This is a genomic window from Actinosynnema sp., assembly GCF_052038725.1.
Window position 1 is genome coordinate 1 of the sequence record NZ_JBQGCX010000620.1, and the last position, 16267, is coordinate 16267.

The 16267-nt window shown below is 70.5% G+C and carries 14 protein-coding genes and 1 pseudogene; all 15 read left to right on the forward strand.

Going from position 1 to position 16267, the window contains the following annotated elements; genetic code table 11:
• Nucleotides 1–159: 159 nt before the first annotated feature.
• Entirely contained in the window at nt 160–1440 is a 1281-nt protein-coding gene (locus ACTUAL_RS13040; protein WP_096497192.1) for a geranylgeranyl reductase family protein, read from the forward strand.
• Nucleotides 1441–1788: 348 nt separating this feature from the next.
• On the forward strand, nt 1789–2154 hold the full coding sequence (locus tag ACTUAL_RS13045) for an NADH-quinone oxidoreductase subunit A (protein WP_096497191.1): 366 nt from the start codon (nt 1789–1791) through the stop codon (nt 2152–2154).
• Between the two features lie 11 nt (nt 2155–2165).
• Nucleotides 2166–2714, forward strand: a complete 549-nt coding sequence (locus tag ACTUAL_RS13050) for a NuoB/complex I 20 kDa subunit family protein (RefSeq protein ID WP_015805356.1) — start codon at nt 2166–2168, stop codon at nt 2712–2714.
• 5 nt (nt 2715–2719) lie between these two features.
• Nucleotides 2720–3478, forward strand: coding sequence for an NADH-quinone oxidoreductase subunit C (locus ACTUAL_RS13055; RefSeq protein WP_096498112.1), 759 nt, complete (start codon nt 2720–2722; stop codon nt 3476–3478).
• Nucleotides 3475–4929, forward strand: coding sequence for an NADH-quinone oxidoreductase subunit D (locus tag ACTUAL_RS13060; protein ID WP_440900422.1), 1455 nt, complete (start codon nt 3475–3477; stop codon nt 4927–4929). The genes ACTUAL_RS13055 and ACTUAL_RS13060 overlap by 4 nt, the downstream gene beginning before the upstream one ends.
• Nucleotides 4926–5690 (forward strand): NADH-quinone oxidoreductase subunit NuoE, encoded by a 765-nt coding sequence (gene nuoE, locus ACTUAL_RS13065; RefSeq protein WP_440900423.1) that lies wholly within the window; start codon nt 4926–4928, stop codon nt 5688–5690. Before ACTUAL_RS13060 ends, nuoE begins: the two co-directional genes overlap by 4 nt.
• 9 nt (nt 5691–5699) lie before the next feature.
• A complete protein-coding gene (gene nuoF, locus ACTUAL_RS13070) occupies nt 5700–6995 on the forward strand; it encodes an NADH-quinone oxidoreductase subunit NuoF (RefSeq protein WP_440900424.1) in 1296 nt (431 codons plus the stop codon).
• Nucleotides 6992–9439, forward strand: coding sequence for an NADH-quinone oxidoreductase subunit G (locus tag ACTUAL_RS13075; RefSeq protein WP_440900425.1), 2448 nt, complete (start codon nt 6992–6994; stop codon nt 9437–9439). The genes nuoF and ACTUAL_RS13075 overlap by 4 nt, the downstream gene beginning before the upstream one ends.
• Nucleotides 9436–10779, forward strand: coding sequence for an NADH-quinone oxidoreductase subunit NuoH (nuoH, locus tag ACTUAL_RS13080; RefSeq protein WP_440900426.1), 1344 nt, complete (start codon nt 9436–9438; stop codon nt 10777–10779). The genes ACTUAL_RS13075 and nuoH overlap by 4 nt, the downstream gene beginning before the upstream one ends.
• A complete protein-coding gene (gene nuoI, locus ACTUAL_RS13085) occupies nt 10766–11332 on the forward strand; it encodes an NADH-quinone oxidoreductase subunit NuoI (protein ID WP_015805349.1) in 567 nt (188 codons plus the stop codon). Before nuoH ends, nuoI begins: the two co-directional genes overlap by 14 nt.
• Entirely contained in the window at nt 11329–12162 is an 834-nt protein-coding gene (locus ACTUAL_RS13090; protein WP_096497186.1) for an NADH-quinone oxidoreductase subunit J, read from the forward strand. The genes nuoI and ACTUAL_RS13090 overlap by 4 nt, the downstream gene beginning before the upstream one ends.
• The gene (gene nuoK, locus ACTUAL_RS13095) at nt 12159–12458 is read left to right on the forward strand and encodes an NADH-quinone oxidoreductase subunit NuoK (RefSeq protein WP_015805347.1); all 300 of its coding nucleotides are present in this window, start codon (nt 12159–12161) and stop codon (nt 12456–12458) included. The genes ACTUAL_RS13090 and nuoK overlap by 4 nt, the downstream gene beginning before the upstream one ends.
• 37 nt (nt 12459–12495) lie before the next feature.
• Nucleotides 12496–14403, forward strand: coding sequence for an NADH-quinone oxidoreductase subunit L (gene nuoL, locus ACTUAL_RS13100; protein ID WP_096498110.1), 1908 nt, complete (start codon nt 12496–12498; stop codon nt 14401–14403).
• Nucleotides 14400–15962, forward strand: a complete 1563-nt coding sequence (locus tag ACTUAL_RS13105; RefSeq protein ID WP_096497185.1) for an NADH-quinone oxidoreductase subunit M — start codon at nt 14400–14402, stop codon at nt 15960–15962. The genes nuoL and ACTUAL_RS13105 overlap by 4 nt, the downstream gene beginning before the upstream one ends.
• A gap of 1 nt (nt 15963) precedes the next feature.
• Nucleotides 15964–16267 (forward strand): annotated as a pseudogene (locus tag ACTUAL_RS13110) (NADH-quinone oxidoreductase subunit NuoN); the annotation flags it as partial.

Genomic DNA, 16267 nt, shown 5'->3' on the forward strand with positions numbered 1-16267 from the left:
CACCCACCCGCACCGCGAACCACCAGGTGATCCCCCACCCCACCCCCACCCGACGCCCCCACCCCCACCCCCGGAGCGCCGGTCATGTCCGGTCTCGTCCGGTTCCGGGTCAGTAGACTCCCGACCACAGGTTTGTGAACAAGTGCACAAGGAGCGGGGATGACGACTCCCAGCCGCCGCAGGGCGGACGAGGACGCCGAAGTGATCGTGGTCGGCGCGGGTCCCGCGGGCTCGACCGCCGCCACCTACCTGGCGCGGGCAGGCCTCGACGTGCTGCTCCTGGAGAAGGGCAGCTTCCCCCGCGAGAAGGTCTGCGGGGACGGGCTGACCCCGCGCGGCGTCAAGCAGCTGATCGACCTCGGCATCGACACCCGCGAGGAGGCGGGCTGGCTGCACAACAAGGGCCTGCGCGTGGTCGGCGGCGGGGTCACCATGGAGCTGGCCTGGCCCGAGCTGGCCTCGTTCCCGCCCTACGGCGTGGTGCGGCCCCGGCAGGACTTCGACGACATGCTGGCCAAGGCCGCCGTCGAGGCGGGGGCGCGGCTCAAGGAGAACAACAACGTCACCGGCGCGGTCGTCGAGCGCGGCCGGGTGGTGGGCGTGACGGCCAAGGTCGGCAAGGACAAGGAGCCGGTCACCTACCGCGCGCCGCTGGTCCTGGCCTGCGACGGCGTGTCCGCGCGCCTGGCGCTGTCGGTGGGCCTGCAGAAGGACGACGCGAAGCCGATGGGCGTCGCCGTGCGCCGCTACTACGCGAGCCCCCGCACCAAGGACGACTACCTGGAGTCGCACCTGGAGCTGTGGGACCGCAAGAACAACGTGCTGCTCCCCGGCTACGGCTGGATCTTCGGCATGGGCGACGGCACGGTCAACGTGGGCCTGGGCATCCTGAGCACCTCGAAGGCCTACGGCACCACGGACTACCGCGCGCTGCTCAAGTCCTGGCTGGACGGCACTCCCGAGGAGTGGGGCTTCCGCGAGGAGAACGCCACCGGCCGCATCGGCGGCGCCGCCCTGCCCATGGGCCTCAACCGCAAGCCGCACTACAGCAACGGGCTGCTGCTGGTCGGCGACGCGGGCGGCATGGTCAACCCGTTCAACGGCGAGGGCATCGGCTACGCCATGGAGTCCGCCAAGATCGCCGCGGAGACCGTCGTGCAGGCCATGGCCAGGCCCGACGGCCCCAGCCGGGAGCGCGCGCTGCACGGCTACCCGGTGCGCATCGAGCAGGCCCTGGGCAGCTACTACCGGCTCGGGAACATCTTCAGCAAGCTCATCGGCAACCCCACGATCATGAGCACCGCGACCAAGTACGGACTTCCGCGCAAGGGCCTTATGAAACTTGTGCTGAAGCTGCTCGCTGGGCTATACGACCCGAAGGACGGGGACGCTTTCGACCGCATCATCACGGCGGCGACGAAGATGGCTCCAACGGCTTAACCGACTCGCCCGAACGAAGCAGCGCCGATTCCCGGATCGGCGCTGTTTCCTTTTTCTACGAACCAGCTCGGCCTTCCCGCGCCGCTGTCACTCGCCTACCGTGCGTGTTTTCGCAGGTCACGAAGGTTACTGGGGGTGGCTGTTCGTCCGTTCTGGGGAGTTCTAGACTGGGGTCCGGGTCATGTGAATCACTTCACAACCGTCTGTCGGACTTTGTGAAGGCTTTCACAAGCGACCTGCGGATTGTTAGGCACGCCTAACTTCCAGGGCTCGGCAGAACGCACCTAGGGTGCTGCAACCGAGCAGGGCTCCGCCTGCACAGCGACAGCGAGGAAAGGACGTCGGAGAGTGCTCCAGCCCTATCTCCCCCTCGTATTGATGTTCGCACTCGCCGCGGCCTTCGCGCTGTTCTCGGCGACGATCGCTCCGTACATCGGACCTCGCCGCTACAACCGCGCCAAGCTGGACGCCTACGAGTGCGGGATCGAACCCTCCCCCCAGCCCGTCGTGGGCGGCGGTCGCATGCCGATCGCCTACTACCTCACGGCGATGCTGTTCATCCTGTTCGACATCGAGATGGTGTTCCTCTACCCGTTCGCGGTCTCCGCGGACCGGCTCGGCCTGTTCGGCCTGGTGGAGATCGCCCTGTTCGTCGGGACCCTCGGCTTCGCCTACGCGTACGTGTGGCGACGCGGTGGGCTCGACTGGAACTGAAGGGTATTCAGATGGGTCTCGAGGAGAAGCTCCCCAACGGGGTCCTGCTGGTCAGCGTCGAGAAGCTGGTCAACTGGACCCGGAAGTCCTCGCTGTGGCCTGCCACGTTCGGCCTGGCGTGCTGCGCGATCGAGATGATGACCACCGGCGCCCCCCGCTACGACCTGGCCCGGTTCGGCATGGAGGTCTTCAGGGCCTCGCCGCGCCAGGCCGACCTGATGATCGTCGCGGGCCGGGTGACCAACAAGATGGCGCCGGTGCTCCGCCAGATCTACGACCAGATGCCCGAGCCGCGCTGGGTGCTGGCCATGGGCGTGTGCGCGTCCTCCGGCGGCATGTTCAACAACTACGCCGTGGTGCAGGGCGTCGACCACATCGTCCCGGTCGACATGTACCTGCCCGGCTGCCCTCCCCGCCCCGAGATGCTGATCGACGCGATCCTCAAGATCCACGCGAAGATCATGGACGAGCCCCTCGGGCCCAAACGCGCCGCGCAGCTGGCCGCCTCCGGCCACAAGACGGAGCTCATCCCGTCGTCCCAGCGGTTCGCGAGGAAGTGACCGGCATGGCAGACGAAGACAAGAACCCGGCGCCCGACTCGGGGGGAGCGCTCAGCTCCGCCGACATGTCGCAGGCCCAGCACGAGGAGCACCTCGCGCGCGGCGGCGTCGTCTCGGGCCGCAACCGCACCGGCATGTTCGGCGTGGCGGGCAGCGGCGACACCTCCGGCTTCGGCGGGCTCAAGCTGCCCGCGCACGTGGCCGCCCCCTCCGAGCGCCCCTACGGCGGCTGGTTCGACGAGCTCGTCGACGAGCTGCTCGCGGCCATGGGCGAGCAGGGCCTGCCCGCCGACGCGATCCAGCAGATCACCGTCGACCGCGGGGAGATCACCTTCTTCCTGCGCCGCGAGCACCTGGTGGACGTCGCCCGCCTCCTGCGCGACGACCCGGCGCTGCGCTTCGAGCTGTGCAGCTCGCTGTCCGGCGTGGACTACGGCCCCGAGGCCCCGCAGCGCCTGCACTCCGTCGTGCACCTCACGTCGATGACCTACCGCAGGCGCGTCCGCCTGGAGGTCGCCGTCGACGTCGACGACCCCCACGTGCCCAGCCTGGTCGCCGTCTACCCGACGGCGGACTGGCAGGAGCGCGAGGCCTGGGACATGTTCGGCATCGTCTACGACGGTCACCCCGGACTGACCCGCATCCTGATGCCGGACGACTGGGACGGTCACCCCCAGCGCAAGGACTACCCCCTCGGCGGCATCCCGGTCGAGTACAAGGGCGCGGAGATCCCCCCGCCCGACCAGAGGCGGTCCTACTCATGAGCGAACGGCTGTCCGACGTCACCCACGGCACCGACACGTCGGCTGAGGGCGCGCCCTCCGACGACGCCGGGGCGACCACCACCACCGAGCACCACTCCACCACCGGTCACGCCACCGGCTCCGCGTCCCCCGACGCCGCGTCCCCCGACGCGGCGGCCTCCCGCGAGACCACCGAGGGCACCGTCTACACGGTGACCGGCGGCGACTGGGACGAGGTGCTCGCCGAGGCGGCGGGCGACGAGCGCATCGTCATGAACCTCGGCCCCCAGCACCCGTCGACGCACGGCGTGCTGCGGCTGGTGCTGGAGCTGGAGGGCGAGACCGTCACCCAGGCCCGCAGCGTCATCGGCTACCTGCACACCGGCATCGAGAAGAACACCGAGTACCGCACCTGGACCCAGGGCGTCACGTTCGTGACGCGCATGGACTACCTGGCGCCCCTGCACAGCGAGGCCGCCTACTGCCTCGCCGTGGAGAAGCTGCTCGGCATCGAGGTCCCGCAGCGCGCCCAGGACGCCAGGGTCCTGCTGATGGAGCTCAACCGGGTCAGCTCGCACCTGGTGGCGCTGGCCACCGGCGGCATGGAGCTCGGCGCCCTCACCGGCATGACGGCGGGCTTCCGCGAGCGCGAGGAGGTCCTCCACCTGCTGGAGCACCTCACCGGCCTGCGCATGAACCACGCGTTCATCCGCCCCGGCGGCCTCGCCCAGGACCTGCCCGCCGACACCGCCGAGAAGGTCCTCGCCTTCCTCGACGTGATGGACTCGCGGCTCCCGGACTACGACAAGCTGCTCACCGGCCAGCCGATCTGGCGCAACCGCCTCGCGGGCGTCGGCTACCTGCCCGTGGACGCGTGCCTGGCGCTCGGCATCACCGGTCCGCCGCTGCGCTCCGCGGGCCTGCCGTGGGACCTGCGCAAGGTCGAGCCGTACTCGGGGTACGAGAACTACGAGTTCGAGGTCCCCACCGCGAACGAGGCCGACTGCTTCGCCCGCTACCGCCTGCGGCTGGAGGAGATCCACCAGTCGCTCAAGATCGTCCGACAGGCGGTCGAGCGGCTGCGCGAGCCCGGCCCGGTCATGGTCGCCGACGCGAAGGTCGCCTGGCCCGCCCAGCTGACCATCGGCAGCGACGGCATGGGCAACTCGCTGGAGCACGTCCGCAAGATCATGGGCCAGTCCATGGAGTCCCTCATCCACCACTTCAAGCTGGTGACCGAGGGCTTCCACGTGCCCGCCGGGCAGGTGTACGTGCCCGTCGAGTCGCCGCGCGGCGAGCTGGGCTTCCACGTCGTCTCCGACGGCGGCACCAGGCCCATGCGCGTGCACGTGCGCGAACCCAGCTTCGTGAACCTCCAGGCGATGCCCGCGATGTGCGAGGGCGGCATGGTCGCCGACGTGATCGCCGCGGTGGCCTCCCTCGACCCGGTGATGGGTGGGTGTGACCGATGACCCAGATTCAGGAACCCGAGACCGCGGGCGAGCACGGCCCCGGCGCGGTCGTCTTCGACCAGGGGACCACCGACCGGGCGCGGGCGATCATCGCCCGCTACCCGGTGCCCAGGTCCGCGCTGCTGCCGATGCTGCACCTCGTGCAGTCGGTCGAGGGGCACGTCAGCACGGCGGGCATCGCCTTCTGCGCCGACCTGCTCGACCTGACCGCCGCCGAGGTCAGCGCGGTCGCGACCTTCTACACGATGTACAAGCGCAAGCCCTGCGGCGAGCACCTGGTGAGCGTGTGCACCAACACGCTGTGCGCGGCGCTCGGCGGCGACGACATCTACGCGAGGCTGCGCGACCATCTCGGCGCGGACGGCAAGCCGCTCGGCCACGAGGAGACCTCCGGCGAGCCCGGCGCGCCCGGCTCCATCACGCTGGAGCACGCCGAGTGCCTCGCGGCCTGCGACCTCGCCCCGGTGGTGCAGGTCAACTACGAGTACTTCGACAACCAGACGCCCGACGGCGCGCTGGAGATGGTGAAGTCCCTGCAGGCGGGGGAGAAGCCGCACCCGACGCGCGGCGCCCCGCTGACCGACTTCCGGCAGGCCGAGCTCCAGCTCGCGGGCTTCTTCGAGGGCAGGGACGCCGACCTGGACGGCCCGTCCGCCGCCCCCGAGACGCTGCGCGGAGCCTCCCTGGCGGCCGAGCGCGGCTGGACCGCGCCCGCCATGCCGGAGAAGGCGGAGTTCCCGCCGCTGCCGGAGAAGAAGTAGGTGAGTGAGATGGTCGACAACCTGACTCCCGTCCTCACCAAGCGCTGGCTGTCGCCGCGCTCGTGGACGCTGAAGACCTACGAGCAGCTGGAGGGGTACACGGCGCTGCGCAAGGCGCTGAAGGTCCACCCCGACCAGCTCATCCAGCAGTGCAAGGACTCCGGGCTGCGCGGTCGCGGCGGTGCGGGCTTCCCCACGGGCATGAAGTGGGGCTTCATCCCGCAGGGCGACGGCAAGCCGCACTACCTCGTCATCAACGCGGACGAGGGCGAGCCCGGCACCTGCAAGGACATCCCGCTGATGATGGCCGACCCGCACTCGCTGGTCGAGGGCATCATCATCACCTCCTACGCCATCCGGGCCAACTTCGCCGCCATCTACGTGCGCGGCGAGGTGCTGCACGTCATCCGCAGGCTCAACGCCGCCGTGCGCGAGGCCTACGAGGCGGGCTACCTCGGCAAGGACATCCTCGGCAGCGGCTTCGACCTGGACCTCGTCGTCCACGCGGGCGCGGGCGCCTACATCTGCGGCGAGGAGACCGCGCTGCTCGACTCCCTCGAAGGGCGCCGTGGCCAGCCCAGGCTCAAGCCGCCGTTCCCGGCGACCGCGGGCCTGTACGCCTCGCCCACCGTGGTGAACAACGTCGAGACCATCGCGTCGGTTCCCTACGTGGTCAACGGCGGCTCCGACTGGTTCCGCAGCATGGGCCGCGACCGCTCGCCCGGCCCGAAGATCTACTCGCTGTCCGGCCACGTCGAGCGGCCCGGCCAGTACGAGGCGCCCATGGGCACCACGCTGCGCACGCTGCTGGAGATGGCGGGCGGCATGAAGGACGGCATCCCGCTGAAGTTCTGGACGCCGGGCGGCTCGTCCACCCCGCTGTTCACCGCGGAGCACCTCGACGTGCCGCTCGACTTCGAGGGCGTCGCCGAGGCGGGCTCCATGCTCGGCACCACGGCCGTCCAGATCTTCAACGAGACCGTGTCGGTCCCGTGGGCGGTCATGAAGTGGACCGAGTTCTACAAGCACGAGTCCTGCGGCAAGTGCACGCCCTGCCGCGAGGGCACCTACTGGCTGACCAAGACCCTGCAGCGGATGGTGCGCGGCGAGGGCACCCCGAGCGACATCGACACGCTGCTCGACGTCTGCTCGAACATCCTCGGGCGCTCCTTCTGCGCGCTCGGCGACGGCGCCGTCAGCCCGATCACCCGCGGCATCAAGTACTTCAAGGACGAGTTCCTGGCCCTGTGCGACAGCAACGCAGCCAAGCTCAAGGCCACCGAACTGGCGGGAGCAAGCGCATGACCATCGCGCCGGACAAGAGCTCGGAGGTCGTGGTCCCCGAGGGCCACGTCAAGCTCGTCATCGACGGGTCCGACGTCGTCGCCCCCAAGGGCGAGCTGCTGATCCGCACCGCGGAGCGGCTGGGCATCGTGGTGCCGCGCTTCTGCGACCACCCGCTGCTGGAGCCCGCGGGCGCCTGCCGCCAGTTCCTGGTCGATGTCGAGATGGGCGGTCGGCCCATGCCGAAGCCGCAGGCCTCCTGCACCATGACCGTCGCCGACGGCATGGTCGTCAAGACCCAGCTCACCTCGCCCGTCGCCGACAAGGCGCAGCAGGGCGTGATGGAGCTGCTGCTGATCAACCACCCGCTGGACTGCCCGATCTGCGACAAGGGCGGCGAGTGCCCCCTGCAGAACCAGGCGCTCAAGCACGGCCGGGCCGACTCGCGGTTCGTCGAGCCGAAGCGGACCTTCCCCAAGCCGATCGCCATCTCCACCCAGGTGCTGCTGGACCGGGAGCGCTGCGTGCTCTGCCAGCGCTGCACCCGGTTCTCGGCGCAGATCGCGGGCGACCCGTTCATCGAGCTGCTGGAGCGCGGCGCGCAGCAGCAGATCGGCGTGGCCGAGGAGAAGCCGTTCCAGTCGTACTTCTCCGGCAACACCATCCAGATCTGCCCGGTCGGCGCGCTCACCAGCGCCGCCTACCGGTTCCGGGCCCGCCCGTTCGACCTGGTGTCCACCCCCGGCGTGTGCGAGCACTGCTCGTCGGGCTGCGCCGAGCGCACCGACTTCCGGCGCGGCAAGGTGCAGCGCAAGCTGGCGGGCGACGACCCCGAGGTCAACGAGGAGTGGATCTGCGACCGGGGCCGCTTCGCCTTCCGCTACGCCACCCAGGAGGACCGGTTCACCCGGCCCATGGTGCGCGACGAGAGCGGTGAGCTGCGGCCCTCCTCGTGGACCGAGGCGCTCCAGGTCGCCGCGAGGGGCCTCGCGCAGGCCCGCGACGGCAAGGGCGTCGGCGTGCTCGCGGGCGGTCGGCTCACGCTGGAGGACTCCTACGCCTACAGCAAGTTCGCCCGCATCGCGCTGCGCACCAACGACGTCGACTTCCGGGCCCGGCCGCACTCGGCCGAGGAGGTCGAGTTCCTGACCTCCACCGTGCTCGGCGTGACGCCGGAGACCGGCGGGGTGACCTTCAAGGGCATCGAGGCCGCGCCCGCCGCGCTGCTGGTCGCGTTCGAGCCCGAGGAGGAGGCCCCGGTCGTCTTCCTGCGGCTGCGCAAGGCCGCCCGCAAGCGCGGCACGAAGGTCTTCCACCTCGGCCAGTTCACCACCCCGGCCGTGGAGAAGACCCTCGGCACGCTGCTGGCCTGCGTGCCCGGCGGCGAGCCCGCCGCGCTGAACGCGCTGCCCGAGCACGCCGCCGACGTGGTGGAGCTGCTCGGCGAGCCCGGTTCGGTGATCATGGTCGGCGAGCGCGCCGCCGAGGTCCCCGGCCTGTACTCGGCGGTGGCCGCGCTGGCCAAGCGCACCGGGGCGAAGGTGGCCTGGGTGCCGCGCCGCGCCGGTGAGCGGGGCGCGCTCGAAGCCGGCCTGCTGCCGAACCTGCTGCCCGGCGGACGGCTCGTCTCGGACGCCGCCGCGCGCGCCGAGGTCGAGCAGGCGTGGGGCCTCGCGGCCGGTTCGCTGCCCGCCAAGCCCGGTCGCGACACCTCCGGCATCCTCGCCGAGGCCGCCTCGGGCGGGCTCGACGCGCTGCTGGTGGCGGGCGTCGACCCGTTCGACCTGCCCGACCCCGCGCTCGCCGAGCAGGCGCTGTCCGCCGCGAAGTTCGTGGTGAGCCTGGAGCTGCGGCCCAGCGCCGCGACCGCGCACGCCGACGTGGTGCTGCCGATCGCGCCCGCCGTGGAGAAGTCCGGCACGTTCCTCAACTGGGAGGGCCGCCGCCGCGAGTTCGCGCTGACCCTGGAGGGCACCGGCGCGCTGCCCGACGGCCGGGTGCTCGACACCCTGGCCGTCGAGATGGACGCCGACCTGTTCACCCAGACCCCCGCCGCCGCAGCCGCCGACCTCGCGCGCCTGGGCCGGGGCACCGTCCAGGCGGGCGCGCCGACGGTCAGCGCGCCGCTGCTGCCGCAGCCCAAGAGCGGGCAGGCGGTGCTGGCGACCTGGCGCAGGCTGCTGGACAACGGGTCCATGCAGGACGGCGAGCCGAACCTGAAGGGCACCGCCCGGCCCACGGCGGCCTGGCTGTCCGAGGCGACCGCGCGCGACCTGGGCGTCGTGCCCGGCGCCGAGGTCACCGTCTCGACCGAGCGGGGTGAGGTCGTGCTGCCCGTCGCGGTGGCGGACCTGCCCGACGGCGTCGTGTGGCTGCCCGGCAACTCGGGCGAGTCGACCGTTCGCCGGACCCTCGTGGCAGGCCACGGTTCCGTGGTGGCCGTTTCTCCCGGAGGCAGGGCATGAGCACGGCAGAACTCATCGCCGACGACCCGTTCTGGCTGGTCGTCGTCAAGGTCGTCGGCATCTTCGCCTTCCTGGTCCTCATGACCCTGTTCATGATCGTCTGGGAGCGCAAGGTCGTCGGGCGGATGCAGCAGCGCCCCGGCCCGAACCGCAACGGCCCCGGCGGCTGGCTCCAGTCGCTGGCCGACGGCATCAAGCTGGCGTTCAAGGAGGAGGTGCGCCCCGTCCTCGCGGACAAGTGGGTGTACTTCATCGCGCCGGTCATCGCCTGCGTCCCGGCCTTCACCGCCTTCTCGGTCATCCCGATCGGCGGCCAGGTCAGCATCTTCGGTGAGCAGACCGCCCTCCAGCTGGTCGACCTCCCGGTCGGCGTGCTGGTCGTGCTGGCCTGCTCCTCGATCGGCGTCTACGGCATCGTCCTCGGCGGCTGGTCCTCCGGCTCGCCCTACCCGCTGCTGGGCGCGCTGCGCTCGGCCGCGCAGGTGATCTCCTACGAGATCGCGATGGGCCTGTCGATCATCGCCGTGGTGATGAACTCCCGGTCGCTGTCCACCGCGGACATCGTCGACGCGCAGACCAGCGGCTGGTTCTTCTACCTGCTGCCGGTCAGCTTCGTCATCTACGTGATCTCCATGGTCGGCGAGACCAACCGCGCGCCCTTCGACCTCCCCGAGGCCGAGTCCGAGCTGGTCGGCGGTTTCCACACCGAGTACAGCTCGTTCAAGTTCGCGCTGTTCTTCCTCGCCGAGTACATCAACATGGTGACCGTCTCGGCGCTGGCGACCACGCTGTTCCTCGGCGGCTGGCGGTTCCCGTTCGTCGCCGACGACCACTTCCTGAACAACGGCTGGCTCGGCCTGGTCTGGTTCGTCCTCAAGACCCTGGCGTTCCTGTTCCTGTTCATCTGGCTGCGCGGCACGCTCCCCCGCCTGCGCTACGACCAGTTCATGCAGCTGGGCTGGAAGGTCCTCGTCCCGATCGCGCTGGTCTGGTTCGTCGCGGTGGCGTTCGCCCGCTACGTCCGCACCGAGATCGAGGCCGGGACGCTCGGGGCCCCGACCGTGCTGGCGGTGTTCGGCGCGGTGCTCGCGGCGGCCCTGCTGGTCGCGTTCCTGCTGCCGGACAACCGCGAGCGGGTCGAACCCGACGCGGTGCCGGTCACCGGTGGCGGCTTCCCCGTGCCCCCGCTGGACCTCGCAGTGCCCAAGCCGCCGCCCCGCCGCCAGGTGCGGGTGGCCGAGCTGCCCGACGGCAGCCCCGCCGGGAGCAACGGCTCTGCGGCCAAGGAGCCCGCAGCGGCAACGACCGCCAAGAAGGAGGCCAGCGATGGGGATGCTTGATCCCGTCAAGGGCTTCGGCGTGACCTTCTCGACGATGTTCAAGAAGGTCGTCACCGAGGAGTACCCCGAGGTCAAGAAGGTCACCGCGCCGCGGTACCACGGCCGCCACCAGCTCAACCGGCACCCGGACGGGCTGGAGAAGTGCGTCGGCTGCGAGCTGTGCGCCTGGGCCTGCCCCGCCGACGCGATCTTCGTCGAGGGCGGGGACAACACCGAGGAGGCCCGCTTCTCGCCCGGTGAGCGGTACGGCGCGGACTACCAGATCAACTACCTGCGGTGCATCGGCTGCGGCCTGTGCATCGAGGCGTGCCCCACCCGGTCGCTCACCATGACCAACGAGTTCGAGCTGGCGGACGACGACCGGCAGAAGCTCATCTTCACCAAGGAGGACCTGCTCGCCCCGCTGCTGCCGGGCATGGAGCAGCCGCCGCACCCCATGCGGCTCGGCTCCGACGAGCAGGACTACTACGTCAACGGCCCCGAGCTGGCCCGCAAGGCGGGCGTGCCCGACGGCGCGCTGGTGGAGAACGGTCCCGAGGAGGCGCGCAAGTGATCTCCCAGTTCCTGGCCCAGCCGGGGGTGGTCCAGCCCGCCGCGGACGTCGTGTCCACCGGCGAGGCCGTCGCCTTCTGGGTGCTCGGCCCGCTCGCCCTCGCGGGCGCGCTGGGGATGCTGTTCGCCCGCAACGCCGTGCACTCGGCGCTCTGGCTGGTCATGACCATGCTCAGCCTCGGCGGCCTGTACATGGTCCAGCAGGCGCCGTTCCTCGGCTTCGTGCAGATCATCGTCTACACCGGCGCGATCATGATGCTGTTCCTGTTCGTGCTGATGCTCGTCGGCAGGGACAGCTCCGACTCCGTCGTCGAGGTCCTGCGCGGCCAGCGGCTCGCCGCCGCCGTGCTCGGCCTCGGCTTCGGCGGCCTCGTGGTCGGCGCGCTCGCCCGCGCCCTCACCGAGGTGCAGGCGGTCGGCCTGGTGGAGCCCAACACCACCGGTGGCGGCAACGTCGCCAACATCGGCGCCCGGATCTTCACGGACTACCTGTTCCCCTTCGAGCTGACCTCGGCGCTGCTGATCACCGCCGCCGTCGGCGCGATGGTCCTGGCGTTCACCTCGAAGATCCGGGAGACCAAGAAGTCGCAGCGCGAGCTGGTCGTGGAGCGCTTCCGGGGCGACCGCCCCGGCTCGCTGCCCGGCCCCGGCGTGTTCGCCACCGCCAACTCGGTGGCCACTCCCGCGCTGCTCCCCGACGGTTCGGTCGCCAAGGAATCGCTGTCCGAGCTGATCGAGACGACCGACCGGTCGCGCCTCGACGAGGACGTCACGGACGTGGCGGGCAGCGGGCGCCAGGCGGACGCGCGCGCTCTTAAGGGAGAGTCGTGACCCCCACCTACTACCTGCTGCTCTCCGCCCTGCTGTTCAGCATCGGCGCGGTGGGCGTCCTCGTGCGGCGCAACGCCATCGTCGTGTTCATGTGCGTCGAGCTGATGCTCAACGCGGTGAACCTCACCCTGGTCACCTTCGCCCGCGTCAACGGGCAGCTCGACGGCCAGGTGATGGCGTTCTTCGTGATGGTGGTCGCCGCGGCCGAGGTCGTCGTCGGCCTGGCGATCATCATGGCGATCTTCAAGTCGCGTCGCTCGGCCTCGGTCGACGACTCCAACCTGCTGAAGTACTGAGAGGTCACCGGTGACGGAACCTGTTGACGCCGGCGGGATCGGTGCTCTCGCCTGGTTGCTCCTAGCACTCCCCGCGTTCGGCGCCGCCGTGCTCCTGCTCGGCGGCAAGCGCACCGACAGGTGGGGCCACCTGCTGGGCACCACCACCGTCGTCGCGTCGTTCGCCTACGGCCTCGCCCTGTTCTTCAGCACCCTCGGGCTCAGCCCCGAGGAGCGCTCCAGCGAGCTGCACCTGTTCGACTGGGTGCCGGTCGAGGCCCTGAACGTCGAGTTCGCGCTTCGGCTCGACCCGCTGTCGCTGACCTTCGTGCTGCTGATCACCGGCGTCGGCTCCCTGATCCACGTCTACTCGATCGGCTACATGGCGCACGAGGCGGGCAGGCGCAAGTTCTTCGCCTACCTGAACCTCTTCGTGGCCGCCATGCTCCTGCTGGTGCTGGGCAACGGCTTCGTGACCCTGTACTTCGGCTGGGAGGGCGTCGGTCTCGCCTCGTACCTGCTCATCGGCTGGTACCAGCACAAGCCCGAGGCGGGCAGCGCGGCCAAGAAGGCGTTCCTGATGAACCGGGTCGGCGACCTGGGCCTCGCGATCGCCATCTTCATCATGTTCAAGGAGCTGGGCACCACCCAGTACACCGAGGTGTTCTCCCGCGTCGACGAGCTGTCGTCCGGGACGGTCCTGGCCATCACGCTCCTGCTGCTGCTCGGCGCGTGCGGCAAGTCCGGCCAGTTCCCGCTCCAGGCGTGGCTCCCGGACGCCATGGCGGGCCCCACCCCGGTGTCGGCGCTCATCCACGCCGCGACCATGGTCACGGCGGGCGTCTACCTCGTCGCCCGCTCCAACCCGCTCTACAACCTCACCGAGGACGGCCGCCTGGTCGTCATGGCCATCGGCGCGTTCACGCTGCTGATCGGCTGCCTCATCGGCTGCGCGTACGACGACTTCAAGAAGGTCCTGGCCTACTCGACGGTCAGCCAGATCGGCTACATGGTCCTGGCCGTCGGCCTCGGCCCGTTCGGCTACGCGCTCGGCATCATGCACCTGATCACGCACGGCTTCTTCAAGGCGGGCCTGTTCCTCGGCGCCGGTTCGGTCATGCACGGCATGAACGACGAGGGCGACATCCGCCGCATGGGCGGCCTGGCCAAGAAGATGCCGATCACCTTCGCCACCTGGGCGCTGGGCTACCTGGCGCTCATCGGCTTCCCGTTCCTGTCCGGCTACTTCTCGAAGGACGCCATCATCGCGGCGGCCTTCAGCGAGCACGGCTGGCGCGGCTGGGTGTTCGGCGGCGTCGCGGCGCTGGGCGCGTTCCTGACCGCGTTCTACATGACCCGCCTGCTGGTCCTGGTGTTCCTGGGCGAGCCCCGCTGGGAGGACCTCAAGTCGGCGGACGGCCGCGCGTACCACCCGCACGAGTCGCCGGTCAGCATGACCGCGCCGATGGTCGTGCTGGCGATCGGCTCGGTCGGCGCGGGCTTCTTCCTCAGCAGCGGCGACAACCTCGCGAACTGGCTGGCCCCGGTGGTCGGCGAGCTGCAGGAGCAGCACGGCGTGCTGGGCCACGGCGCGGTCAACGCCCTCGTCCTCGCCCTCTCGGCGGCGGGCGCGGTCCTGGCCTACCTGGTCTTCGGCCGCAAGCCGCAGCCGGTGGAGCGCCCCGAGCGGGTGTCCTTCCCGGTCCGCGCCGCGCGCGCCGACCTGTACGGGAACGCGCTCAACGAGGCGCTGTTCGCGCGTCCGGGCACCTGGCTGACCCGCGCGCTGGTGTTCGTGGACAACAAGGGCGTCGACGGGCTGGTCAACGGCTCCGCGGCGCTGCTGGGCGGTAGCTCGGGCAGGCTGCGCAGGCTGCAGACCGGCTTCGTGCGCTCCTACGCGCTCTCGATGCTCCTGGGTTCGATCTTCGTCCTGGGCGCGCTGCTGATGGTGAGGTTCTCGTGAGCTGGACCTTGATCGCAATGCTCCTGCTGCCGCTGGTCGGCGGCCTGGTCGTGGTGCTGCTGCGCGGCGACGACCGCCTCGCCAAGATCGCCGCCCTGGCGTTCTCGCTCGGCGAGCTCGTGCTCGCCGGGCTGGCCTGGGCCGCCTACGAGCCGGGGGGCGACCGCCTCCAGCTGACCAGCTCGGTCGAGTGGATCCCGAACTTCGGGGTGCACCTGTCGTTCGGCGTGGACGGCATCGCGCTGGTGATGATCGCCCTGATCGCCTTCCTGGTGCCGGTGGTCATCGGCGGCTCCTGGGCGGACAAGCTGCCCGAGGGCCGCACGGCGGGCGGCTTCTTCGCGCTGCTGCTGGTCATGGAAGCGGGCATGGTCGGCGTCTTCGCCGCCACGGACGTCTTCCTGTTCTACGTGTTCTTCGAGGGCGTCCTCGTCCCCATGTACTTCCTCATCGGCCGCTTCGGCGGCGCGAACCGGCAGTACGCGGCGATGAAGTTCTTCCTCTACTCGCTGCTCGGCGGGCTCGTCATGCTCGCGTCGGTGATCGGCCTGTACGTCACCAGCGCGCAGACCCTGGGCAAGGGCACGTTCGACTGGGCCACGCTCGTCACCGCGACGCGCGAGGCCCCGCTGTCCACCCAGATCTGGCTGTTCCTCGGCTTCTTCGTGGCCTTCGCCATCAAGGCGCCGCTGGTCCCGCTGCACACCTGGCTCCCCGACGCCGGTGCGGAAGCGCCGGTCGGCGCGGGCGTGCTGCTCGTCGGCGTGCTCGACAAGATCGGCACCTTCGGCTTCCTGCGCTACTGCCTGCCGCTGTTCCCGGCGGCCAGCAAGGAGCTCGCGCCGCTGGTGCTGGTGCTCGCGGTGGTCGGCATCATCTACGGCTCGCTGCTCGCCGTCGGCCAGTCCGACATGAAGCGGTTCGTGGCCTACACCTCGATCGCGCACTTCGGCTTCATCGCGCTGGGCATCTTCGCGTTCAGCTCGCAGGCGGGCGCGGGCTCGGTGCTCTACATGGTCAACCACGGCATCTCCACCGGCATGGTGTTCCTGGTCGTGGGCATGGTCATGGCGCGCGGCGGCTCCCGCCTGATCGAGGACTACGGCGGCATGGCGAAGCTCACCCCCGTGCTCGCGGGGCTGTTCTTCATCGCGGGCCTGTCCTCGCTGGCGCTGCCCGGCACCAGCTCGTTCGTCAGCGAGTTCCTGGTGCTGATCGGCTCGTTCCCGAACGAACCGGTCTACACCGTCATCGCGGCGCTCGGCATGGTGCTCGCCGCGCTGTACATCCTCTGGCTCTACCAGCGGATCTTCCAGGGCCCGGTGCGCGGCACCGCGCTGATCGGGGCGACCGGCGGCCCCGGAGCCACCACCGACCCCGAGCGCGCGAGCGTCCCCGACCTGAACAAGCGGGAGATCGCGGTCCTCGCGCCGATGGTGGCGCTGATCCTGGTGCTCGGCTTCTACCCGAAGCCGGTGTTGGACGTGATCACCCCGTCCGTCGGGGCGACGCTCAGCGAGGTCGGGGTGGCCGACCCGGTCGCGCAGGAAGGCAAGTGACGTGACGACGATCCTCGCTCAAGTGGAGCGGCTCACCGTCCCGGAGATCGACTACGGGGCCGTCGCGCCCGTGCTCGTCATCCTCGGCGCCGCCTGCGTCAGCGTGCTGCTGGAGGCGTTCCTGCCCAAGCAGTCCCGCTGGCCCGCCCAGGTCGTGCTCACCGTGCTCGCGCTCGCGGGCGCGGCGGGCGCGCTCATCGTGCACGGCGGCGCGGCCGACACCGTCGACCGCGGGGTGGTGGCCTTATCGGGCGCCATCGCGGTCGACCCGCCGGTGGTCGTCCAGTGGGGCACGCTGCTGCTGC